The sequence below is a fragment of the Cystobacter fuscus DSM 2262 genome, assembly GCF_000335475.2.
Lineage (GTDB): Bacteria > Myxococcota > Myxococcia > Myxococcales > Myxococcaceae > Cystobacter > Cystobacter fuscus.
This window is the reverse complement of record NZ_ANAH02000066.1, coordinates 423,167-445,287: the sequence shown is the minus strand read 5'-3', so window position 1 is coordinate 445,287 and position 22,121 is coordinate 423,167. Positions and strand designations below refer to the sequence as shown.

Annotated in this window: 21 protein-coding genes and 1 tRNA gene; 5 read left to right on the top strand and 17 right to left on the bottom strand. The window is 69.3% G+C overall.

Annotated features, from left to right (window positions below):
* Positions 1 to 15 precede the first annotated feature (15 nt).
* From pheT to D187_RS42395, 12 genes are all read right to left on the bottom strand, one after another.
* Positions 16 to 2,427, bottom strand: a complete 2,412-nt coding sequence (pheT, locus tag D187_RS42450) for a phenylalanine--tRNA ligase subunit beta (RefSeq protein WP_002620696.1) — start codon at positions 2,425 to 2,427, stop codon at positions 16 to 18.
* Positions 2,427 to 3,476: a phenylalanine--tRNA ligase subunit alpha gene (gene pheS, locus D187_RS42445; protein ID WP_002620695.1), complete on the bottom strand. Its 1,050-nt coding sequence runs from the start codon at positions 3,474 to 3,476 to the stop codon at positions 2,427 to 2,429. Before pheS ends, pheT begins: the two co-directional genes overlap by 1 nt.
* A 129-nt stretch (positions 3,477 to 3,605) precedes the next feature.
* The gene (gene rplT / locus D187_RS42440; protein WP_002620694.1) at positions 3,606 to 3,953 is read right to left on the bottom strand and encodes a 50S ribosomal protein L20; all 348 of its coding nucleotides are present in this window, start codon (positions 3,951 to 3,953) and stop codon (positions 3,606 to 3,608) included.
* Between the two features lie 97 nt (positions 3,954 to 4,050).
* A complete protein-coding gene (rpmI, locus tag D187_RS42435; RefSeq protein WP_002620693.1) occupies positions 4,051 to 4,260 on the bottom strand; it encodes a 50S ribosomal protein L35 in 210 nt (69 codons plus the stop codon).
* A 74-nt stretch (positions 4,261 to 4,334) separates the two neighbouring features.
* On the bottom strand, positions 4,335 to 5,048 hold the full coding sequence (infC, locus tag D187_RS59020; protein ID WP_281171835.1) for a translation initiation factor IF-3: 714 nt from the start codon (positions 5,046 to 5,048) through the stop codon (positions 4,335 to 4,337).
* 122 nt (positions 5,049 to 5,170) lie between these two features.
* Positions 5,171 to 7,099, bottom strand: coding sequence for a threonine--tRNA ligase (gene thrS, locus D187_RS42425; protein ID WP_002620691.1), 1,929 nt, complete (start codon positions 7,097 to 7,099; stop codon positions 5,171 to 5,173).
* A gap of 75 nt (positions 7,100 to 7,174) precedes the next feature.
* A tRNA-Val gene (locus tag D187_RS42420) sits at positions 7,175 to 7,246 on the bottom strand.
* Positions 7,247 to 7,308: 62 nt separating this feature from the next.
* Complete coding sequence (locus tag D187_RS42415) at positions 7,309 to 8,025, bottom strand: uracil-DNA glycosylase (protein WP_043434584.1); 717 nt, start codon at positions 8,023 to 8,025, stop codon at positions 7,309 to 7,311.
* A gap of 103 nt (positions 8,026 to 8,128) precedes the next feature.
* Positions 8,129 to 9,289 (bottom strand): AI-2E family transporter, encoded by a 1,161-nt coding sequence (locus D187_RS42410; RefSeq protein ID WP_438356979.1) that lies wholly within the window; start codon positions 9,287 to 9,289, stop codon positions 8,129 to 8,131.
* A gap of 125 nt (positions 9,290 to 9,414) precedes the next feature.
* Complete coding sequence (locus D187_RS42405) at positions 9,415 to 9,768, bottom strand: hypothetical protein (RefSeq protein ID WP_002620688.1); 354 nt, start codon at positions 9,766 to 9,768, stop codon at positions 9,415 to 9,417.
* Between the two features lie 57 nt (positions 9,769 to 9,825).
* Positions 9,826 to 10,623, bottom strand: coding sequence for a TP0624 family protein (locus tag D187_RS42400; protein ID WP_245591963.1), 798 nt, complete (start codon positions 10,621 to 10,623; stop codon positions 9,826 to 9,828).
* 107 nt (positions 10,624 to 10,730) lie between these two features.
* On the bottom strand, positions 10,731 to 11,069 hold the full coding sequence (locus tag D187_RS42395; RefSeq protein WP_002620686.1) for a PilZ domain-containing protein: 339 nt from the start codon (positions 11,067 to 11,069) through the stop codon (positions 10,731 to 10,733).
* Between the two features lie 175 nt (positions 11,070 to 11,244).
* On the opposite strand from D187_RS42395, the gene D187_RS42390 reads away from it, so the two are divergent.
* The gene (locus tag D187_RS42390; protein WP_076606331.1) at positions 11,245 to 11,961 is read left to right on the top strand and encodes an FKBP-type peptidyl-prolyl cis-trans isomerase; all 717 of its coding nucleotides are present in this window, start codon (positions 11,245 to 11,247) and stop codon (positions 11,959 to 11,961) included.
* Positions 11,962 to 11,968: 7 nt separating this feature from the next.
* Here D187_RS42390 and D187_RS42385 read toward each other — a convergent pair whose 3' ends face one another.
* Both D187_RS42385 and D187_RS42380 read right to left on the bottom strand, forming a co-directional pair.
* Positions 11,969 to 12,823, bottom strand: coding sequence for an ergot alkaloid biosynthesis protein (locus D187_RS42385; protein ID WP_002620684.1), 855 nt, complete (start codon positions 12,821 to 12,823; stop codon positions 11,969 to 11,971).
* 2 nt (positions 12,824 to 12,825) lie between these two features.
* Positions 12,826 to 13,275: a nuclear transport factor 2 family protein gene (locus D187_RS42380; RefSeq protein ID WP_002620683.1), complete on the bottom strand. Its 450-nt coding sequence runs from the start codon at positions 13,273 to 13,275 to the stop codon at positions 12,826 to 12,828.
* A 119-nt stretch (positions 13,276 to 13,394) separates the two neighbouring features.
* On the opposite strand from D187_RS42380, the gene D187_RS42375 reads away from it, so the two are divergent.
* Positions 13,395 to 14,018: a TetR/AcrR family transcriptional regulator gene (locus D187_RS42375; RefSeq protein WP_051256803.1), complete on the top strand. Its 624-nt coding sequence runs from the start codon at positions 13,395 to 13,397 to the stop codon at positions 14,016 to 14,018.
* Positions 14,019 to 14,022: 4 nt separating this feature from the next.
* Here D187_RS42375 and D187_RS42370 read toward each other — a convergent pair whose 3' ends face one another.
* The 3 genes from D187_RS42370 to D187_RS42360 all read right to left on the bottom strand — a co-directional run bounded on the left by D187_RS42370 (position 14,023) and on the right by D187_RS42360 (position 18,420).
* Complete coding sequence (locus D187_RS42370) at positions 14,023 to 16,002, bottom strand: hypothetical protein (RefSeq protein WP_051256782.1); 1,980 nt, start codon at positions 16,000 to 16,002, stop codon at positions 14,023 to 14,025.
* Between the two features lie 214 nt (positions 16,003 to 16,216).
* Positions 16,217 to 16,420, bottom strand: a complete 204-nt coding sequence (locus D187_RS42365) for a cold-shock protein (RefSeq protein WP_002620680.1) — start codon at positions 16,418 to 16,420, stop codon at positions 16,217 to 16,219.
* 128 nt (positions 16,421 to 16,548) lie between these two features.
* A complete protein-coding gene (locus tag D187_RS42360; RefSeq protein WP_002620679.1) occupies positions 16,549 to 18,420 on the bottom strand; it encodes a M2 family metallopeptidase in 1,872 nt (623 codons plus the stop codon).
* Between the two features lie 169 nt (positions 18,421 to 18,589).
* Here D187_RS42360 and D187_RS42355 point away from each other — a divergent pair, with 169 nt between their 5' ends.
* From D187_RS42355 to D187_RS42345, 3 genes are read left to right on the top strand one after another with little or no spacing between them, the layout of a single operon-like run.
* The gene (locus D187_RS42355) at positions 18,590 to 19,126 is read left to right on the top strand and encodes a DUF3105 domain-containing protein (protein ID WP_043434269.1); all 537 of its coding nucleotides are present in this window, start codon (positions 18,590 to 18,592) and stop codon (positions 19,124 to 19,126) included.
* Positions 19,123 to 20,220, top strand: a complete 1,098-nt coding sequence (locus D187_RS42350; RefSeq protein WP_002620676.1) for a heparan-alpha-glucosaminide N-acetyltransferase domain-containing protein — start codon at positions 19,123 to 19,125, stop codon at positions 20,218 to 20,220. The genes D187_RS42355 and D187_RS42350 overlap by 4 nt, the downstream gene beginning before the upstream one ends.
* A 33-nt stretch (positions 20,221 to 20,253) precedes the next feature.
* A complete protein-coding gene (locus tag D187_RS42345) occupies positions 20,254 to 22,089 on the top strand; it encodes a vWA domain-containing protein (protein ID WP_002620675.1) in 1,836 nt (611 codons plus the stop codon).
* The last annotated feature ends 32 nt before the right edge of the window (positions 22,090 to 22,121 follow it).

Below are 22,121 nucleotides of genomic sequence, written 5' to 3'. Positions count from 1 at the left end.
AGGTTTTTCGCGTTCTCAGGCGCGCAGGGCTCCGCCCAGGCGCTGGTTGACCTCGGCGATGATGCGCTGGTGGGCGGTGCCCACCTCCGCGTCGGTGAGGGTGCGCTCCGGCGAGCGGTAGCGGATGGCGTACGCCAGGTTCTTGCGTCCCTCGGGGATGGGCTTGCCCGTGTAGACGTCGAAGACGAGCGCGTCCTCCACCAGAGATCCGCCGACCTCGAGGATGACCCGGCGGACCTCGTCGTTGGGCAGCTCCAGGGGCACCACCACCGCCAGGTCCCGAAGCACGGCCGGGAAGCGAGGCAGGCCGCCCCACGAGGGCACGAGCCGGGCGGCGGCGTAGAGCGGCGTCGTGTCCAGCTCGAAGGCGAAGATGTCCCGGGGCAGCTCCAGGGCCTTGGTCACGCGCGGGTGCAGCTCGCCCACATGACCGAGCACCGTGCCGTCGGCCAGCTCCACCCGGGCGCAGGCGCGCGGATGGAAGGACGGGGCCTCCGCGGGGACGAAGCGCACGCCGTCCACATGGAGCGCGTGCAGCACGCCCTCCACCGCGCCCTTGGCGTCGTAGAAGTCCGCCTTCGCGTCCTTCTGGGTCCAGGTGCGGCCACCGCGCAGGCCCCAGCACAGGCCCGCCAGCCGAGGCACCTCGCGCGCTGCGGGCTGCTGGCCCTGGCCGCCCGCTGGGTCTCGCAGGTAGGCCCGGCCCATCTCGTACACGAACACGGTGTCCACCTGGTGCCGCACGCTGCGTGAGAGGTTCTCCAGCAGGCCGGGCAGCAGGCTCGTGCGCATCACCGACTGCTCGACGCTCAGCGGGTTGAGCAGCGCCACCGGCTGCTCCTTGCCCCCGAGGGCTTCCAGCACGCGTGGCATCACGAAGGAGTAGTTCACCACCTCGCTCAACCCGGCTCCGGCGAGTGCCTGACGGGCGCGGCGCTCGGCCTCGGCGGCGGGCGGCTCGGGGGCCAGCTCGGCGAGACCGCGCGGCAGCTTCGCGGGGATGTTGTCGTAGCCGTGGACGCGGGCGAGCTCCTCGAGGAGATCCTCCTCCCGCTCCACGTCCACGCGGGCGCGGGGCACCTCGAAGGTCGTCTGACCGCTCCCCTCCTCCACGGCCCGGAAGCCCAGGGTGCCGAGGATGCGCCGGCAGTCCGCCTCGGCGATGGCCACACCGAGCACCTTCTCCACCCGGCCATAGCGCAGGGACACCCGGCGCAGCGGCTGGGACTGGGGGTACACGTCCACGCGGCCCGGCGCCACCGTGCCGCCAGACAGCTCGGCGATGAGCGCCGCGGCTCGGTCCACCGCGGGCAGGACGGCGTCCAGGTCCGCCCCACGCTCGAAGCGGTGCGAGGCCTCGGTGTGCAGGCCATGGCGCTTGGAGGAACGGCGGATGCTCGAGGGCTGGAAGTGGGCGGACTCCAGCACCACGCGGGTGGTGCTCGCGCTCACCTCGCTGTCCGCGCCGCCCATCACCCCGGCCAGGGCCTGGGCCCGGTCGCGGTCACAGATGAGCAGATCCTCCGCGTCCAGCGCGCGTTGCTTGCCATCCAGCGTGGTCATCTTCTCGCCGGACCGGGCGGTGCGGACGATGATCTCCTGGCCCGCCACCTTGTCCAGGTCGAAGGCATGCAGGGGCTGGCCGTACTCCAGGAGGACGAAGTTCGTCACGTCCACCACGTTGCTGATGGGGCGCACGCCACACGCCTTGAGCCGGTCCTGGAGCCACTGGGGCGAGGGGCCGATCTTCACGTTCTCGATGACGCGGGCCGTGTAGCGCGGGCAGCGCACCGGATCCTCCACGCGCACCTTGACCTTGCTCAAGGCGGGCTCGCCGGACTCCGCGAGCCGGGGTTCGGGAAGCTTCAGGGGCGCGCCCGTGGCCACGGCCACCTCGCGCGCCACGCCCAGGTGGGACAGGGCATCGGGCCGGTTGGGGGTGACGTTCACCTCCAGCACCACGTCATCCACCCCGAGCGCCTCGGCGATGGGGGTGCCGGGCTTGAGCTCCGGCGGGAGGATGAGCAGGCCGGAGGACTCCTCGGACAGACCCAGCTCCTTGGCCGAGCAGAGCATGCCGAAGCTGTCCACGCCGCGCAGCGGGGCCTGCTTGATCTCCACGCCGTTGGGCAGCTTCGTGCCGAGGGTGGCCAGGGGCACCTTGTCCCCGACCTTGAAGTTCTTGGCACCGCACACCACCTGGAGCTTCTCCGGGCCGCCCAGGTCCACCTTCGTGACGGACAGCTTGTCCGCGTTGGGGTGCTGGACGGACTCCTGGATCTGCGCCACCACGACGCCACGCAGGGCCTCGCCGGGGCGATCCAGGCCCTCGATCTCCAGGCCCACCGCCGTCAGCTTGCGCGCCAGCTCCTCCACCGCCGCGGGCAGCGCCACATAGTCCTTGAGCCACTTGACCGAGATCTTCATCAGAACTGCTCCAGGAAGCGCGCGTCGTTCTCGAACATCATCCGCAGGTCATCGATGCGGTAGCGCAACATGGCGATGCGCTCCACGCCCATGCCGAACGCGTAGCCCGTCACCTCGGTGGCGTCGTAGCCGCTGTACTTGAAGACGTTGGGGTGCACCATGCCGCTGCCGAGCACCTCCAGCCAGCCGGTCTGCTTGCACACCCGGCAGCCCTTGCCGCCGCACGAGGTGCAGGAGATGTCCACCTCGGCCGAGGGCTCGGTGAAGGGGAAGAAGGAGGGCCGGAAGCGCGTGCGCGTGTCCGAGCCGAAGAAGGCCTTCACGAAGGCGTCCAGGGTGCCCTTGAGCTCGGCGAAGCTCACGTCCTTGTCCACGAGCAGCCCCTCCACCTGGTGGAACATGGGCGTGTGGGTGATGTCCGAGTCGCGCCGGTAGACGCGGCCCGGCATGATGGCGCGGATGGGCGGCTTGCGGTTGAGCATGAAGCGCACCTGCACCGGCGAGGTGTGCGTGCGCAAGAGCACCGGGCTGTCCGCCTTCTTCGCATGGCCGAGCGAGGCCTCGTCCACGTAGAAGGTGTCCTGCATGTCGCGCGCGGGATGATCCTTCGGGAGGTTGAGTGCCTCGAAGTTGAAGTAGTCCAGCTCGATCTCCGGCCCATGGGCCACCTCGAAGCCGAGCCGCTGGAAGGTGCGGACGATGTCCTCCATCGTCCGGGACACCGGGTGGCGGCTGCCGGGGGCGACGCTCCGCCCGGGCAGCGTCACGTCCAGCCTGGGGCCGCGCAGCTCGCTCTCGAGCGCCGCCTCCTCCACGCGCTGGATGGCCTCGGTGAGCAACTGCTCGATCTCGGCCTTGACCTGGTTGGCCACCTCGCCCAGGGCGCGGCGCTCGTCGGGGGGCAACTTGCCCATGCCGCCGAGTACACCGGACAACTCGCCCTTCTTGCCGAGGTAGCGGATCCGAAGAGCCTCCACCGCGGTGGGTTCCGAGGCGACGGAGATCTCGCGCCGTGCCGCATCCGCGAGCGACTGCAAGCGGTCTCGCATCGGACTTCGCCTTCCTCCCCGGACTCATGCCGGGGCAAAAAAAAAGGCCGCCCACAGGGGCAGCCCGGTTCACTTCCAGGAGCGGAGGACGGCCCGGGAACACCCCGAGCCGCCGCCACTGCCGCTTCTTCAGGCCGCCTTCGCGATGTTGGCGACGGCGGCAAAACCGGCGGGATCCGCCACGGCCAGATCGGCGAGGACCTTGCGATCCAGGGCGATCTTGTTCTTGGCCAGACCGGAGATCAGCCGCGAGTACGACAGGCCCGTGAGGCGAGCGGCCGCGTTGATGCGGACGATCCACAGCGAGCGGAAGTTGCGCTTGCGCTGCGCGCGATCACGGCTGGCGTAATCCAGCGCGCGCTCCACGGCCTGGTTGGCCCGCTTGTAGCAATTCTTGCGGCGGCCCCGGTAGCCCTTGGCCAGCTTCAGAATGCGATTACGACGACGACGGGCCTTGAATCCTTTTTTGACGCGCATGACTCACTCCTACCTTCGAGGTGTTTGAAAACCCCCGGTGCTCTCGCACACCGTCAGGGCCCTCTTGCTGCCACTGCGACTGCCACTGCGCTCTCGACTAGTTGGCCCCGTACGGGAACAGCTCCAGACGCACCTTCTTGGCGTCCATGTCCCGGAGGTGACCCGTGCCCCGGTGCTCGCGCTTGAGCTTCTGGCTCTTGGCGTGGGTGAACAGGTGCTTGCCATAGGCCTTGGCGAACTTCACCTGGCCGGACTTCTTCACGTGGAAGCGCTTCTTCGCGCTGCTCCGGGTCTTCAACTTGGGCATGATGCCGTTCCTTCCTTCTCGCTCGACGTCCGTCTGGGGGTGGCGGGCCTCGAGAGACCCTCCACCGGGTTCATCTATTTCGCGCCGCCGGACTGAGCCGCCGGAGCCACGGGGACCGCCTGGGCCACCGATGCCTCCACTGCCGGGATGCCTTCTCCCGGAGCGTCGCCAGGCTTCTTGCCACCCACCGAGCCGCCCGCCGCGGGCTTGCCCGCCGCCTCGGCCTTCTCCGCCGCCGCCGCCTGCTGCCGGGCCAACTCGCGCGCCCGCTGCGCCACCTTCGGGTTGGGCGCGATGATCATGAACATCTGCCGCCCTTCCATGCGCGGCATCTGCTCCACCACCGCCACGTCCTTCAGGTCCTTGATGACGTCGTCGAGGATGGCCGAGCCCAGCTCCTTGTGCGTGATCTCCCGGCCACGGAACATGATCGTGACCTTGGCCTTGTTCCCCTCCTCGAGGAAGCGGCGCACGTTGCGGACCTTGAACTCGTAGTCATGCTCCTCCGTCTTCGGGCGGAGCTTGACTTCCTTGAGGTGGACGACGACCTGCTTCTTCTTTGCTTCCGAGGCTCGCTTCTTCTCCTCGTACTTGAACTTGCCGTAGTCCATGATCTTGCAGACCGGCGGCTTGGCCATGGGGTTGACCTCGACGAGGTCCATCCCCTCGGACTGAGCGCGCTCCAGGGCGGCTTCGATCGACAGGACACCGAGTTGCTCTCCCGCGGGTCCTACAACGCGGACCTCGCGAGCGCGAATACGGCGGTTCGTTCTTTGGTCGCGAGCGATGTGACTGTCCTCCAGCTAGGGGGAGTAGGTACCCCCCTCGGAAGGGGGGCAAGATACTTGCCAGCCTCCGGGAGTCAAGGGCCCTCAGAAGGTCCCGGACTCCAGGTAGGACAGGTAGGACATCAGGGCCAGGCCGCTTCCTTCTCCAGCAGGGCCTCGAAGAGCTCCAGCTTCATGCTCTTGAGGTCCTCTCCGCCATAGCGGCGGGGGGATACCGCGCCCGCCTCCACCTCGTTGTCGCCGATCACCAGGGTGAAGGGGATCTTCTGCATCTGGGCCTCGCGGATCTTCGCGTTGAGCGTCATCCCCCGCTCGTCCAGTTCGACCCGGTAGCCCTTGGAGCGCAGCCGGTCGCGCACCTGGCGGGCGTAGTCCAGCTGCCGGTCCGCCACGGTGACGAGCGTGACCTGCACGGGCGCCAGCCACGTCGGGAACGCCCCCGCGAAGTGCTCGATGAGGATGGCGATGAAGCGCTCGAAGGAGCCGTAGATGGCGCGGTGCAGCACGACTGGCCGGTGCGCGGCGTTGTCCTCGCCCACGTAGGAGAGATCGAAGCGCTCGGGTGCCAGGTAGTCGAGCTGGATGGTGCCCAGCTGCCACTTGCGGCCGATGCTGTCGGACACGTCGAAGTCGATCTTCGGGCCGTAGAAGGCGCCATCGCCCGGCTTGAGCTCGTACTGGAGGCCCAGGCTCTCCAGCGCGCTCTTCAGGCCGCCCTCGGCTCTGTCCCACAGCGAGTCATCTCCGAGCCGCTTCTCCGGCCGCGTGGACAGCTTCACCGAGTAGCTCAGCCCCACGGCCTTGTAGACGCGATCCAGGATGTGGACGAAGTGCTTCACCTCGTCGGGGATCTGATCCTCGCGGCAGTAGATGTGGGCATCGTCCTGGGCGAACTGGCGCACGCGCGTGAGACCCCCCAGCGAGCCGGCCGCCTCGTTGCGGTGGAGGATGTCCTGGGTGTGCAGGCGCAGGGGCAGGTCGCGGTAGCTGTGCTTCTTGAAGCCGTAGTACAGGTGGTGGCTGGGGCAGTTCATCGGCTTGAGCGAGAAGTCGTGCTCGCCGCTCTCGTTGTCCAGCACGAGGAACATGTTCTCCTTGTACTTGCCCCAGTGGCCGCTCGTCTCCCACAGGCCCTTGTTGTAGAGCAGCGGGGTCTTGATCTCCACGTAGCCGTTGTCGCTCGTCAGCCGGCGCATGAAGGCCGACAGGGTGTTGTAGAGCGTGGTGCCCTTGGGGGTCCAGAAGGCGGCGCCGGGCGAGTACTGGTGGAAGTGGAAGAGATCCAGCTCCTTGCCCAGCTTGCGGTGGTCGCGCTTGCGCGCCTCCTCCAGCCGGTTGAGGTGCTCCTGGAGCGCCTTCTTGTCGAAGAAGGCCGTGCCGTAGATGCGCTGGAGCATCGGGTTGCGATGATCGCCGCGCCAGTAGGCACCGCTCGTGGACATGAGCTTGATGACGCCGATCTTCCCGGTGCTCGGCGCGTGGGGCCCGAGGCAGAAGTCCACCCAGTCCCCGTGGGTGTAGAGCGTGAGCGTCTTGGCGCCCTTGGCCGCGATGTCCTTGACGATCTCGACCTTGAACTTCTCGCCCTTGCCCTCGAAGAGCTGGATGGCCTCCTCCATGGAGATCTCGCTGCGCACGAAGGGCACGTTCTGGGCGATCTCCTTGTTGGCCTCCGCCTCGATCTTCTCCAGGTCCTCGGGCGTGAAGGGCCGGTCGCGGAAGAAGTCGTAGTAGAAGCCCTCGTCCGTGGACGGGCCGATCGTCACCTGGGTGCCGGGATAGAGCCGCTGCACCACCCCCGCCACCACGTGCGCGGCGTCGTGCCGGATGAGATCCAACCCCTCGGGGCTCTTGGAGGTGAAGATCTGCAGCTTCGCGTCCGACTCGAGCCGGCGCGACAAGTCCATGTCCTCGCCGTTCACCCGCGCGAAGAGCGCGGCCTTGGCCAGGCCCGCCCCAATGCCCTCACGCACGAAGTCAGCGATGGTCGTGCCCCGCGCCGCCTGCTTCTGGCTGCCATCGGGGAGCGTCACCGTGATTTGATCCGCCATGCGAGACCTCGGAAAAGAACACGGGCGGCAAGGCTGATCAGCCTGCCGCCCGCGCGTGGAAACCCTTGATGCTTGTGGGTCGTAGTGGGATCGAACCACTGACCCCTACCGTGTCAAGGTAGTGCTCTACCGCTGAGCTAACGACCCGTTTCGCCGCGGGACTCGTCGTCACGAGGCGGGCGGGGAATTACAGGGGGCGCCCTCGGCTGTCAAGGAAACAGCGACACGCGTGCGCGCTCTTCCCGCGGCGACTCCAACAACACCCGGGCCCGGGCCGTCACCGCGTCGAACATGGCCGGGGTGAGCCGCCCCGTCTGGGTGTTCTGCTGGCTGACGTGGTAGCTGCCCAGCAGCACCGGAGCCCCGGGCAGGGCCAGCTCGGCGCCGTGGCCGAAGGCGGGCCGGGGCGAGGGAAGCGCCACCCCCGTGCGCTGCATCCAGGCGAGCGTCGCGCTCCAGGCGATGCTCCCCAGCGCCAGGACCACCCGGACGGGCAGCAGGGCCAGCTCCCGGTCGAAGAAGGGCGTGCAGCGCGCCAGCTCCTCCGGCAGGGGCTTGTTGTCGGGGGGCGCGCACCGGCAGGGCGCGGAGATGAAGGCCCCGGTCAGCTCCAGCCCGTCGTCGCGGTGGTCGCTCCGGGGCTGATTGGCGAACCCCGCGCGGTGCAGCCCGGCCAGGAGGAACTCCCCCGACCGGTCCCCCGTGAAATACCGGCCCGTCCGGTTGGCCCCATGCGCCGCGGGCGCCAGTCCCACGATGACCATGCCCGCCCGAGGGTCTCCGAACCCCGGCACCGCCCGGCCCCAGTACGTCCAGTCCCGGTAGGCCCGGCGCTTCTCCCGGGCGATCTTCTCCCGCCACTCCACCAGCCGGGGACAGGCCCGGCAGGCGATGATTTCCTCATGAAGGGACCCGAGGCCCGCCAGATCCCGCTCCACCGCTTCGCGCTTCGCCACGCCCCTTGCCTAGCTCCCCTCCCCCCCTGGCGCCAATCCCCCCGGCTCCGTTGCCCGCTACCGGGCCCGGGACTCAGGGGGTGGGCTTCTCGCCCGTATAGACGGACGTCTTCTGGTAGCGCTCCACCACCACGCTCAGCACCACCTTGAGGATGGCCGTCGTGGGCACCGCGAGCAGGATGCCGGTGAAGCCGAACAGCTCGCCAAACGCCAGGATGGCGATGATGACGGCCATCGAGGACAGGCCCACCTTGTCGCCCACGACGCGCGGCGTGATGATGAAGCCCTCGGCCATCTGCCCCACCACGAACGTGCCCACCACGACGGCGAGCTGCCACGCGCCCTGCCAGGACAGCATCACCCCCAGCAGCGCCAACACCACGCCCACGCCCGTGCCCAGGTACGGCACCATGTTGCCAAAGCCCGCGATGAACCCGATGACGATGGCCATGTCGATGCGCGCGAACCCCAGCCCCGTGCTGTAGAGCACCGACAGGATGGCCCCCACCGTCACCTGTCCGCGCACGAAGGCCGACAACACGTCATCCACCTCGCCGAAGCGCTGGCTGACCAACCCCTCCGCCCGGCGGGGCACCAGCCCCCGCACCAGCTCCACCATGCGGGGGAAGTCCTGCAGGAAGAAGAAGGCCAGCACCGGCACCACCAACAGCCCCAGCAGCGTGGTCACGAAGCGCGCCGTGTTGCCCGCGAAGCTCGCCACCAGCCGCGCCGCGGTGGGTCCCGCGCTCTGCAACAGCTCCGACGCCCGTCCGCCCAGCTCCGTCATGCGCTGCTGGAGCAGGTCCGGCAGGGGATGGCCCAACAAGGACTCCACCTGGGGCACCACCTGGGAGCTCGCCCGCACGAAGAACTCCGGCAGCTTCGCGGCCTCGTCCCGAAAGACGGGCACCAGGTAGAGCACCCCTCCGGCCGTCGCCAGCGTGCACGCGGCGAACACCGCGCTCGTCCCCCAGGTCCGATCAATGCCCCGGCGCTCCAGGCCCGTGACGACGGGGTTGAGCACGTAGGCCGTGCCCAGCGCCAGCAGCACCGGCACCGCCACTCCGCCGAAGACCGAGAGCAGCGCGAACACCAGCCCCAGCACGCCCACCATCACCGCCGACCAGACGAAGTCCACCCGCCGGGCCTCGGCTTCCGACAGCAGGGCCTCGGGCTCGCTCCGCACCACCTGCAGCGCCGGTTCCGCCGGAGTCTCCACCACCCTGGGGAGCACGGGCGCCTTCACCGCCTGCGCCTTGCCTCTCTTGTTGCGTCCGATGACCGCACCCCTTCTCTTCTTGCCCGCCCTTCCAGGCGAGCCGTGGCCCCGAGGCTACACCGGAAGCGCGCCCGGGCGGCTCACGGGGACTGTCCACCCCCCGGCGCCTTCTCCCGCAGCTGGATGGTCAGCGCCGCCCGGGCCCGGCCGGGCTCGTAATACGTGGTGTAGGGCCAGTGGCCTTCCTTCTTCACGTCGATACGGTGCATGCCCTCGCCCACGTGCAACCCGCCCTGGGCGTCCCCGAAATCGGAGCAGAAGCCCTGGGCGACCCCATCCAGGTACACGTCCGCGTCCCCGGGCTCGCACCGCAACACCAGGTTGCCTCCACGCGCCCGTCCGGTCCGCAGCATCTCGCGGGCCCGATCCACCGTCGGGGACTGCACCGCCCCGGGACCCGACGCACACCCGAGCCCCAGCCCGCACACCCACACGGCCCCTCTCCACCCGCGCCTCCACCACCCGCCCGCTGCCCGCATCCGCGCTCCCTCCTATTGAATGAGGATCGCCACCCGGCCCTCGGCCAGCAGCCGTGGTTCGAGCTCCCCCAGCTTCTTCACCGCGTCCGGCCCGAGTTGGAGATCCGAGCCCTCGAGCCGCGCCGCCTCGAGGACGAGCGGCTTGGCGCCCACCCTCCCCGCCTTGCGCGCGTCCTCCAGGCGCTGGAAGAACCCCGCCACGCCCGTGCTCTTGCGCGCCTCCGCGTCCAGTGACGCCAGGCCATAGAGCCGCTCGCCCGAGGCCGCGTCGATCAGCCGGGGCGCCAGCACCGGGGTCATCCCCAGCTTGCGCGCATCCACCACCAGCCCCGTGGCCTTGCTCGTCTTGGCCGGGGACTCCTTGTCCCGCTCGGAGGGCTTCGTCTCCGGCTCCGGCGTGACGAGCACCTGGGTGAGCGCGCCCAGCGGCACCTCCACGTCCCACTGCACGCCCCCATCGGAGTAGTAGCGCTTGCGGATGATCTGCTGGCCGCGCAGCACCTCCTCCACCCGGCGGCGCGTCTCCTCCCGGGCCATCTCCTCCCCCACGGTCCGGTCCGAGCGCAGCGGCACCCCCTTCGCCAGCTCCAGCAGATCCTCCAGGGCGTGCTCCTTCGCCGAGCGCTCCGCCCCCAACCTCGCCTGCGCCGGATTGCTGGCCTTCACGTCCGGGGGGCCATTGCCCGTCACCCGGAGCACCTGCCGCTGCCAATCCACGCTCCCTCCCGCGGCCAGCACCGTCAACGGCGCCCACACCCCGAGCACCCCCAGCACCCGCCACCCGCGACTCCACCACGCTGCGCTTCGCATGGCCCGGGATTCAACGGCGTGCTCCCCACCCGGTCAAGGCGGCTCGTCCGGCCGCCCTTCAACGGAGCAAACAGGGAGCCCGCGAGGAGCACTCGCGAGCACGGGGCTCAGTGGCCCCGCGTGCCGCGCGTCACGTACTCGTCGATCATCTGCCGGTGCCGCGAGGTGAGCAGCGTGAAGCGCACGCCCGAGCGCTCGTGCTGACGCGGGCTGGCCTCCACCCACTCGCGCACCACCTCGCCCTCGGCGTAGATGACTTCCTCGGAGCCGGGGAGCTGGAACTGCAACCCCACCCGCCTGGCGGACTGCTCGGGCTCGATGAGGCGTCCCAGACTCACGCCCTCCTGACTGATGTCGCTGGCGTGCACCATGTACGGCACACCCGACATGTACTTGTTCAGGTAGATATCGAGGGGAACCCGCGCGTTCTTCCGCTTGTCGCTCATCGTCACACCCTTCCGGTGGCACCACTCCGGGGACAACACCGCTACAGGCCGCTTCCTGCCTGCAGCGGACTGCCCGCGAGGGTAGGAGCATCCGGACAAGCCGCAAGAAAACGGTCAGCGGGAATACGCGGACGCGCCTATGTTTCCCGCCGCTCTTCGAAAGGCGGATTCCCACATGCGATTGGGTGTACTGGCAGCGGCAGTCATCGGTTTCACTGGAATGCAGGCCCTGGCGCAGGCTCCGGCACAGGCTCCGGCTTCCTCGGCTTCGCTCAAGACGGAGGATGACAAGACGGTGTACGCGCTCGGGCTGTCGATCGGCCGGAGCATCAAGATCTTCGATCTGAGCCCGGCCGAGGTCGAGATCGTCAAGAAGGGCCTGACGGACTCGCTCACCAACGCCAAGCCCGCGGTGGATCTGGAGACGTACGGACCCAAGCTGCAGGCGCTCGCCAAGGGCCGGCAGGACAAGGTCGGCCAGAAGTTCCTGGAGGACGCCGCCAAGGAGAAGGGCGCCGTGAAGCTGCCCTCCGGCATCGTCTTCAAGGAGCTCAAGGCGGGCTCTGGCGCGAGCCCCAAGGCGACCGACACCGTGAAGGTCAACTACCGCGGCACGCTCACCAACGGCACGGAGTTCGACAGCTCCTACAAGCGCGGCGAGCCGGCCGAGTTCCCCCTCAACGGCGTCATCCCCTGCTGGACCGAGGGCGTGCAGAAGCTGAAGGTGGGCGGCAAGGCGCAGCTCGTGTGCCCCGCCAAGCAGGCCTACGGGGAGCAGGGCTCGCCTCCCACCATCCCGCCCAACGCCACCCTGGTGTTCGAGGTGGAGCTGCTGGGCATCGGCGGTCAGGGCGCGGACGTGCCGCGCGCCACGCCCGAGCCCAAGAAGTAGCCACGGCTCAGCCCTGCTTTCGCCAGGCCGACACCGAGGCCCGGGCGAAGTCCACCAAGTCCCTCGGAGGCCGCCCCGTCACCTGCTCGACGGTGGCGGTCGTCCGATCCTCCGCCCCCCGGGCGATGGCTCCATCCATGGACGCCAGCAGCGCGGCGTAGTCCCGCGTGAGCCCCAGGCGGCTCCAGCGCTCGGCGAGCGCCTCCTCCGTCAGGTTGACGTGGCGCAGGGGCCGGCCCAGCGCGGCACCGATGATGTTCGCCGCTTCCCCGTAGGTCAGCGCGCGAGGCCCCGTGATCAGGTGCGCCGTGTTGTGTGCCTTCTCGTCGATGAGCGCCCGGACCCCCACCTCCGCGATGTCGTCGGCGTCGATGAAGGGCACGCGCCCCTCGCCCGTCGCCGAGTACAGCGCCCCTTCATCGCTCAAGGTGGCCTGGTGCTGTCCCTCGGAGAAGTTCTGCATGAACCACGAGGGGCGCAGCACGGTCCACTCCGGCGCGGTCTCGCGCAGCAACCGGTGCACGCCGCCCATGGCCGGTCCGCCCTCCGGCAACGACGAGGCGCTGAGCAGCACGAACCGCCGCACCCCCGCCGCGCGCGCCCGCTCGACGAACGCCGACATGAGCGGCAGCGGATCCGTGTCTCCCACCGGCGCGACCAGGTAGACGCGCTCCACGCCGGAGAGGGCCTGGGCGTGGCTCTCCGGTTGGTTCCAGTCGAAGCGCACGGCTTCCACTCCCTCGGGCGCGCTCCCCGAGCGGCTGGCCAGACGCACCGGCCAACCCAGCTCCTTCAGCCGCCGGACCACGCGGCCACCCGTCTTGCCCGTACCACCCGTCACGAGAATCCCAGGCTTGCTCATCGTCATCCCTCCTTGGTGTCCAGGGGGATGGCCATGGCCCGCAGCGCGATCACCGGGTTCCAGTAGTCCCGGTACTTCACGATCCGCCCATCCCGGAACTCGACCACCGAGATGTACTGCTGGTTGTACGGCCTGCCGGTGGCCACGGCGCGCCCCTCGCAGGAGAACTCCGCGACGAGCACCCGCGGATCCTGGGACTGATGGAAGACCGGCTCGCTGAAGCGGTCGAAGTGCAGCATCTCGGGGAACTTCCGCAGGTGCTCGCGGATGGCCGCCTTGCCATCGAGCCGCTGGGGGAACCCCGGGGGGGCATAGGGGAACTCGATCGAGCCGTCCTCGGCCCACATGTCCACGAAGCCCTCGGCATTCCCGTCGAGCAGGGCCCGGTAGCCCGACACGAACAGCCGGATGTTGGGGTTCTGGTGCGCCTCTTCCTGGTGACTCATCAACATGGTTTCTCTCCCCTTCGCGACTTCACGTTGGAACGGCTGCGTTCCGACGTATAAATAGGGCAATGAACGATGGAACGCAAGCGTATCGTCGTAACGTGAAGACGACGAAGGAGAAGCCCATGCGAAGAACGGAGAGGAAGGTGGCCGGAGCCGCGGTGCTCCAGGCCGACGTCACCGCCGCCATCACCCGCGCGCTGTTCCGCGAGCTGGCGAAGACGGGGTATGCGGCGCTGAGCATCGAGGCGGTGGCGAAGCGCGCCGGGGTGGGCAAGGCGGCCATCTACCGGCGCTGGCCCTCGAAGCTGGAGATGGTGTCGGAGCTGCTCGCCGAGGTCGGCACCGATCTGATCGACATACCGGACACGGGGTCGCTGCGCGGCGACGTCGCGGCCCTCCTCGAGCAGACCCGGGCCCTGCTGCGCCGGCCGCTCATCACGCGCATCCTGCCGGACATGCACGCGGAGATGCGGCGCACACCGGCGCTCTCCTCGGCGGTGCGCACGGGAATCCAACAGGGACGGCGCGCCCGGGCCCAGGAGCTGCTGCGCCGGGCCATGGACCGGGGCGAGCTGTCACCCGAACTCGATGTCGACCTCGCCCTGGATCTGCTCGGCGCCCCGCTCTACTGGCGGGTGATCGTGACGGGGCAAGCCACTCCGCCGGACTACCTCGAGCGGCTCATCGCCATGACCCTCGGCGGCCTGCTCGCGCTCTCCGAGCAGGCCGCCACCGGGACGCGCTGACCGCTCACTGGCCGAGCGCCTTCTCCGTGGCGTGCAGCAGGGGCTCGGCGCTCACCGGCGCGCCCGTGGCCTTCGTCATCCACACATCGGGAGTCAGGGCACCCTGACTCGCCATCCGCTCGAACTCCGCGCCCAGCTTGCCGGACTTCTGCAGGTGCTCCTCGATCTGGAAGGCGATGAGGTGCCCCAGCGGGTAGTCCGCCAGGTACAGCGGGTAGGAGATCATGTGGCTGTAGATGCCCAGCAGCGGCGTGCCCTGCCCTCCCAGCACGGGCGCGTAGTAGCGATCCCACGTCTCCTGGGCGATGCGCACCACCGCCTCGCGCAGGCTCGCGGGCGTGGCGTCCGGGTGCTCGTACATCCAATGCCAGACCGCGATGTCCACCAGCGCCACGCCGGCGATCTCCCACGTCTGCCAGAAGTCGTTGAGTACCCGCTCACGCTCGCTCGCGGCGTCGGGTTTCGCCATGCCGAGCAGCTCCATGTCCCGTGCCTGGAAGACGAAGGCGAGCGCCTCGGTGAAGGCATTGTTGGGCACGCCCGCGAGCAGCGTGTGGTCCACGTTGTAGAGCGAGAACACCTGCTCCACGTTGTGCCCCATCTCGTGCACCGCGATGTTGTAGCCCTTGTAGTCCATGCCGCCCGGGCCCACGCGCGTGCGCAGCCGGGGGAAGTCGCCGCGCCGCGCCGCCTGCATCGCATGGCCCGCGCCGCGCGCCGGGTCCACCCGGATGTGCTCGGCGAGGAAGGTGGCCTTCTCCTTGGAGAACCCCAGCCCCTGGAGCAGGCGGGGCATGTCCCGGGCGTAGGCCTCCGCGTTCGGGTAGCGCTTGCGCGTGAGCGCATCCAGCTCCGCCTCGGGGCGCGTCGCGTTCGCCTTGAAGCCGGCGTACCACAGCTCCTGCGGCTCGAGCTTGCGGCCCAGACGCTGCTCGATGACCTTCGCCACCCGGGGCACCAGCGGCGAGGTGAGCACCTGCTCCAACAGCGCCTTCACCCGGGCCTCGGGCAGCTCCCGTGCCAGCTCGAAGCTCCGGGCAATCGCCGTGGGCGCCACCGGCACGTAGGGGTCCTGCTTGCGCGCCGCGTGGAAGTGCGCCAGCAGCTTCGCGTAGCGCACGTCGTCCTCGCGCGCTCCATCCACCCCCACCGGACGCTGGGGCGCGTCCGCCTCCACCTCCTCCGCGGGCGCCGCCTTCACCGTGTTGGTGAAGGGATCCCAATCCACGCGCGGATTGTCGATGACCGCCGCGGGAATCGTCTGCGTGACGATGCGGCTCATCACCTGGATGATCATCCGCTGCTTCGCCACGCCGTCCGGATCCGCGTAGCGCGACTTCAGCTCGTCGCGCAGGTTCCAGTGGCTGATGAGCCGCATGCCCTTGGGAAACAGCCGGCGTCCCTGGGCGTCCACCAGGTGGTGCATCCAGAGGTTGTACTCGGCGATGTAGAGGTCCGCGGCCGCGCTCGCGCGCGTCGCCTCCTGCCGCACCTCGGCGGGCACGCGGCTGCTGAAGCGGCCCGTGAGCCGCACTTCCGCCCATTGGCGGCGCGTGTAGCCCGGGCCCTGCTCCATGCGCTCGGCGAGCGTGGTGAGCGGGAAGTTGAGCAGCGCCACGAAGCCCACCTTCGCGCGGAACAAGTCCTCGGTGACGTGCGCGCTCGGATCATAGGCGGCGAGCAACGCATCCACTGGAAGCAACGGCCCCAGGTCCAGATCCGTGGGGCGCCGCAGCTCCCGGCCCACCTCGTTCAGGTGCCCATCGAGCTGCTCGAACGCCTGCTCCAACCGGGCCAGGGTGGCGTCGAGCGCCGCCTCGTCGGGGATGAAGTACTCGGTGACGAAGGCCTCCAGGTCACCATCCTCCTCGCGCCACAGCGCGGCCACCTGCGCCACGCCGCGCTCGATGCGGGCCCGGTGCGCCTCGCCATGGCGGGCGACGAGCCGGGCCACCAGCTCCGGACGCGAGGGGGAGGACTTCATGGACGGGGCCTCCGGGGAAGACGGACGGGAGGAGACGGCGGATGAACCCGAGGCACAACCCAGACAGGTGAGCAGGGCGGCCACGGACGCGCGGGGGGCGCGGAACCAGGACTTCGAGCGCGAGGACACGCGGAGACTCCGGAAAGAAGAAAAGGGTCCGATCCCATCGGACCGGACCCTTTTTATGGGGAACAGCTGAGGAAGTGCTTCAGCGTTACACCGGGCGAACGTTCTGCGCCTGCAAGCCCTTGGGGCCGCGGGTCACCTCGAACTCCACCTGCTGGCCCTCGGCCAGGGTGCGGAACCCATCCACCTGGATGGCGGTGTGGTGGCAGAACACGTCCTCGCCACCGCCGTCCTGCGTGATGAATCCAAAGCCCTTCGCATCGTTGAACCACTTCACGGTACCAGTCGCCATTTGCACTCTTCTTCCGTCGACACCCGCGCGGACCGTCGCCGCCAGGTCCCGGCTGGAGAAAGCCCAGCCAAGCGGCAACCAATGTAAGCCAGTGCTTCAGGCCTGTCTACCGGGTGGTCTGCCTGGACTTACCAACCGCACTGCTGTCCCTTGTTCTGCTCCTGCAGCCAGCGACGCAGCGGAGTGAAGTATTCCAGCATGGCCGAAGCGTCCATGTCGCGCTGACCGGTGAGCGCCGCGAGCGCCTCGGGCCAGGGCTTGCTCGCGCCCAGCTCCAGCATGGCCTGGAGCCGTTTGCCAGCCTCCTTGTTGCCATAGATGGAGCACTCGTGCAGCGGGCCCTGGTGGCCGGCGGCCTGGCAGAGCGCGCGGTGGAACTGGAATTGGAGGATGCGCGCCAGGAAGTAGCGCGTGTAGGGCACGTTGGCGGGGACGTGGTACTTGGCGCCCGCGTCGAAGTCCTTCTCCGAGCGCTCCACCGGCGCGCGCACGCCCTGGTACTTCTCGCGCAGCGCCCACCAGGAAGCGTTGTAGTCCGCCGGCTTCACCCGCCCGGAGAACACCTCCCAGCGCCACTGGTCCACCAGCAGGCCGAAGGGCAGGAAGGCCACCTTCTCCATCGCGTCCTTCATCTGCAGGTTGATGAGGCCCTTCTCCCCCGTGGGCACGTCCTTCAACAGGCCCATCTGTTTGAGATAGCTCGGGGTGATGGACAGGGTGATGGCATCACCGATGGCCTCGTGAAAGCCATCATTGGCGCCCTGCTGAAAGAGCACCGGCAGCTTGTAGTAATACGTGTAGTAGTAGTTGTGCCCCAGCTCGTGGTGGATGGTGACCAGGTCCTCCTCGGTGGGCTTGATGCACATCTTGATGCGCAAGTCGTTGTTGTAGGTGACGTCCCACGCGCTGGCATGGCACACCACCTCGCGATCCCTCGGCTTGGTGAACTGCGAGTTCTGCCAGAACGTCTCCGGCAGGGGCTTGAGGCCCAGCGAGGTGAAGAACCCCTCGCCCAGCTTCACCATGCGCAGGGCGTCGTACTTCTGCTTCTTCAGCTCCGCGTCCACGTCCAGACTGGGCTGGCCCTTGTAGGGCTCCACGAGGCCATAGATGTTGTTCCACTCCTGCGCCCACATGTTGCCCAAGAGGTGCGCGGGAATGGCCTTGCCCGCGGGCACCTTGTCCTCGCCGTATTGTTTGGCCAGGCGGGCGCGCACGTAGCAGTGCAGGTCGTCATAGAGGGGCTTCACCTGCCCCCACAGCCGCTGGGCCTCCTGCTCGAAGGCCTCGGGCGGCATGTCGTAGTTCGAGCGCCACAGCGCCCCCGTGTCCTTGAAGTCGATCTCCTGGGCGCCCGCGTTGGACAGCGTCACCAGGCGCTCGTAGAGCGGACGCATGGGCTGGGAGATGGTGTGCCAGCCCACCCACGCCTCCAGCAGCGTGTTGTAGTCACGGTTGGTGGCCATGACGTCGGACAGCTCGCCCAGGTCCTTGCAGGCCCCCTTGCCATCCTTGCCGCAATACTTGCCCTTGCCGTAGAGGCCCTCGAGCTTCGCGGCGATGGACGCCAGCTCCGCGCGCTGCGCCGGCTCGTTCGGCGCGGGCAGCATGGAGGACAGCCGCAGCAGCCGCAGCACGCGCGCGGACTCCGCATCCACCCCCTTCACGTCCTTGAAGCGCGCGGCCTGCGGGATGGCCTGGCTGAGGTAGGCCATCACCTCCTCGTTGACGCTCGCCGAGTTGCGCTCCGTGTCGTCGGTGATGTAGGTGGACTTGATCCAATCGGCCGTGGCCTGCTTCACCCACAAGCGCTTGAGCTCGTCATTCACGCGAGTGGCGAACTGGCGCGCGTCCTCCGCGGTGAGGGACGCCAAGTCTGCCTGCGTGGTGGCGGACTGGGGAGGGACCGTCGCGGGGGTCGCGCCGGGAGCGGCCTCGGAGGAAGCGGCCGTGGAGCCATGGGCCGAGGACGCGCAGCCAGCCGAGGCGGCGAGCGGCATGGCCAGGAGGGCCGCGCGCAGGAACAAGGAACGGAGCGGGGTGGGAGTCATGAGGGGGCGAACGCTAGAGGAACGGGATCCGGATGCAACCCTTCTCGGCGTCCGCGCTTCCCGGCGCTCCTCCAGGTGACGCCCCCATCTCCCCGCGGGATGCGATAAGACCGCCTGGATGTCGTCGCCCCTCCGTCTCGTCCACCTCCTGTCGTGGGTTTCCCTCTCCGCGTGCGGCCCGAGTCTTTCCGACGACGCGGAGTGTGCACCCTATGACTTTCCGCTCTCCCCCGCCCCCGCGAGCACCCAGCACGTGTCCTGCTCGAGCACCCAGTGCGGGGACGGCCTGAACCCGCCCACCAGCGGGCTGCATTGCGCGAACACCCTGGGCTGCCGGGTGTACGACGCCGAGCCCAACCGGTGCATGTGGGTGCACAACCTGGAGCACGGGCACGCCGTCTTCCTCTACAACTGCCCCGAGGGCTGCCCCGAGATCGTCGCCACGCTGACGCAACTCCAGAAGGAGGCCCGCGTGGGAAGCAATGGCGTGGTGCGTGCCCTCGTCGCGCCGGACTCGCGCATCCCCACGCGCGTGGCCGCCGTGCTGTGGCGGCGCTCCTGGAGCGCGGACGCGCCGGACCCCACGGCCCTGCGCTGCCTGCTGCGCCTGCAGGACCAGGGCGCCCCCGAACCCGAGCTGTCCTGCCTTCCATGAGCCCTCCGCATGCCCCCGAGCGGGTGCGCGCCATCGACTGGCTGCGTGGACTCGCCGTGCTGATGATGATCCAATGCCACGCGTTCGTGCTGCTGCGGCCGGACCTGCGCGTGAGCCCGGCGGCGAGGGAGTTGCTCCGGGCGGACGGCGTGGTGGCCCCGGCCTTCCTCTTCTCCGCGGGCTTCGCGCTCGCGATGCTGCTGGTGCGCAGCACCGCGAGCGGCAAGCGCGTCGAGCGGCTCGGGCGCAACCTGCGGCGCATCCTCCAGGTGCTCGGCGCGGCCACGCTCGTCAATTGGATGTGGTTTCCCGTGTTCCGTGAGCCGCGGTGGCTCTTGCGCCTGGACATCCTGCACTGCGTGGGGCTGTCGCTGTTGCTCCTGCTGGGCGTGGGCGCGGCACTGGCCTCGCGGCCCCGCGTGCTGCGCGGGGTGACCCTGGCCCTGGCGTTCATCACCTTCTTCCTCTCGCCCCTGGGCGAGGACGTGAGCGGGCCCTGGGCCTTCCTGCTCAACAAGTCCACCGGGGCGGTGTTCCCCTTGTTGCCCTGGCTCGGCTTCGCCTGGCTCGGCGCGTACGCGGGGGCCGTCACCGGAGAGCAGGGCCGCTCGGGACTCGTGAGGGCCCTGCTGCTGCTCATCGGGCTCGGGCTGGCCGGCTCGTACGCCGCGCGGCCCCTCAAGGCCCTCTACCCGGACCACCACTTCTACGTCACCAACCCCTCCAACGCGGCCGAGCGCTGGCTGTGGGTGTGCATCCCGCTGCTCGTCTTGGTGGCGCTGGAGGCATGGCGGGGCTCGGAGGGAGCCCCCTCGCGGCTCCGCCGCTTCGTGGAGTCCTTCGGCTCCTCGTCCCTGTCCGCGTACGTCATCCACCTGGGGCTGCTCTACTTCCACGTCTTCGGCTTCAGCTTCGAGGTGGTGTGGGGCAACCGCTGCGGGTGGGGACAGTATGCCCTGCTGACGGGGCTGCTCATGCTGCTGACGTACGCGCTGTGTCAGGGCCTGGACGTCGTGCGCGACCTCCCGCTGCGGCGGCTCCTCTCCCGAGCCACCCGGGAGGGTCGCGGGGAAGAATTCGCGCGACCCCGGTAGATCGAACGCGAGGCTGGTGCGTTTGCAGGGCCCATGTCCACTTCCAAGCCCAACCCCCTGAGCCGTTGGGGAGGCGCCGCCCTCGCCCTGAGCCTCGTTTCCGGATGCAGCACGTCCTCCAACCCCGCCGCGGTCATCCAGGGCAAGGAGGTCGCGCGGAAGGAAGTCCTCGCCGACAGCCCTCCTCCCCCCTCGCCCGAGCCGCAGTTCGCGGCGGCGCCCGCGCCCGCCAGCAAGAAGCTCGAGCAGCACGAAGTCCGCGCCCCTGCTCGCCGCGCGCCCCAGATGGAGGTCGAGGCGGCACCCGCCGAGGTGGAAGCAGACGCGGCCGACAGCGCGGGGAGGGTGAGCGGGGCCTCCAGCGGCGCGCTCGGCGGGGTGGCCATCGTTCCCCAGTCCTCCGCCGCCTCCGCCGCCCCCATGGAGATGAAGCGCGTCGCGAAACCCGGCCCCGCGAAGCTGACCACTCGCGGGATGCCCCACGCCCCCGAGCCCGTGTCGCCGGGCAACACCTTCGCCGAGCACACGCCCAACGCCTTCACCGAGACCGCCGCGGACAGGCTCTCCACCTTCGCGGTGGACGTGGACACGGCCTCGTACACGGTGGCCCGCCGCTATCTCACCCAGGGCTCGCTGCCCCCGGGCGCGGCGGTGCGGGTGGAGGAGTTCGTCAACTACTTCAAGTACCGCTACGCCCCGCCCGAGGAGGGCGCCTTCCGCGTGCACCTGGAAGGCGCGCCTTCCCCCTTCGCCCAGGGCCGGCACTTCGTGCGCGTGGGCATCCAGGGCAAGGTCGTCTCGCGCTCGCAGCGCAAGCCCGCGCACCTCGTCTTCCTCGTGGACACCAGTGGCTCCATGAGCCAGCCGGACAAGCTGCCGCTGGCCAAGGAGGCGATGAAGATCGCGGTGAAGAACCTCAACGAGAACGACACGGTGGCGATCGTCACCTACGCGGGGAGCACCCGGGACGTGCTGTCGCCCACCGCGGCGACGGACCTGGAGCGCATCTACCAGGCCATCGACTCGCTGGAGTCCGGGGGCGGCACCGCCATGGGCTCGGGCATGGAGATGGCCTACAAGCACGCGGTGAAGAAGGCCTCGGGCCGCGTGGTGTCGCGCGTGGTGGTGCTCACGGATGGCGACGCCAACATCGGCCCCAACCTCTCCGCGGACACCATGCTGCGCGGCATCGAGGGCTACGTGAAGGAAGGCGTCACCCTGTCGGCCATCGGCTTCGGCATGGGCAACTACCGGGATGACCTGATGGAGAAGCTCGCCGACAAGGGCAACGGCAACTGCTTCTACATCGACAGCCACAAGGAAGCGCGCAAGGTCTTCGAGCAGCAGCTCACCGGCACCCTGGAGGTCATCGCCAAGGACGTGAAGGTGCAGGTGGAGTTCGACCCCAAGGTGGTGCGCCGCTACCGGCTGGTAGGCTACGAGAACCGGAACATCGCCGACCAGGACTTCCGCGAGGACAAGGTGGACGCGGGCGAGATTGGCGCCGGCCACAGCGTCACCGCGCTCTACGAGGTGGAGCTCACCCAGCCCCAGGCGGCGCTCGGCACGGTGCGCATCCGCGCGAAGACCCCCACCGGCACCGAGGCCGCCGAACAGGCCTTCCCCTTCGAGCCGAAGATGATGCGCCCCTCGCTCGACGCGGCCTCCGCCGACTTCCGCTTCGCCCTGGCGGTGGCGGCCACCGCGGACGTGCTCCGGGGGAGTCCGAGCGCGAAGGAGTGGAGCCTCGCCACGGTCCAGAAGCTCGCCGAGGGCGCCACCGAGGCGCAGTCCGACCGGGTGGAATTCACCCGGCTCGTCACCCAGGCGCGTGGACTGCTCGGCGCCACGGCCCGCGACGCCCGCTGAACGCCCATGCGCCCGGAGAGCTCCCTGGAACA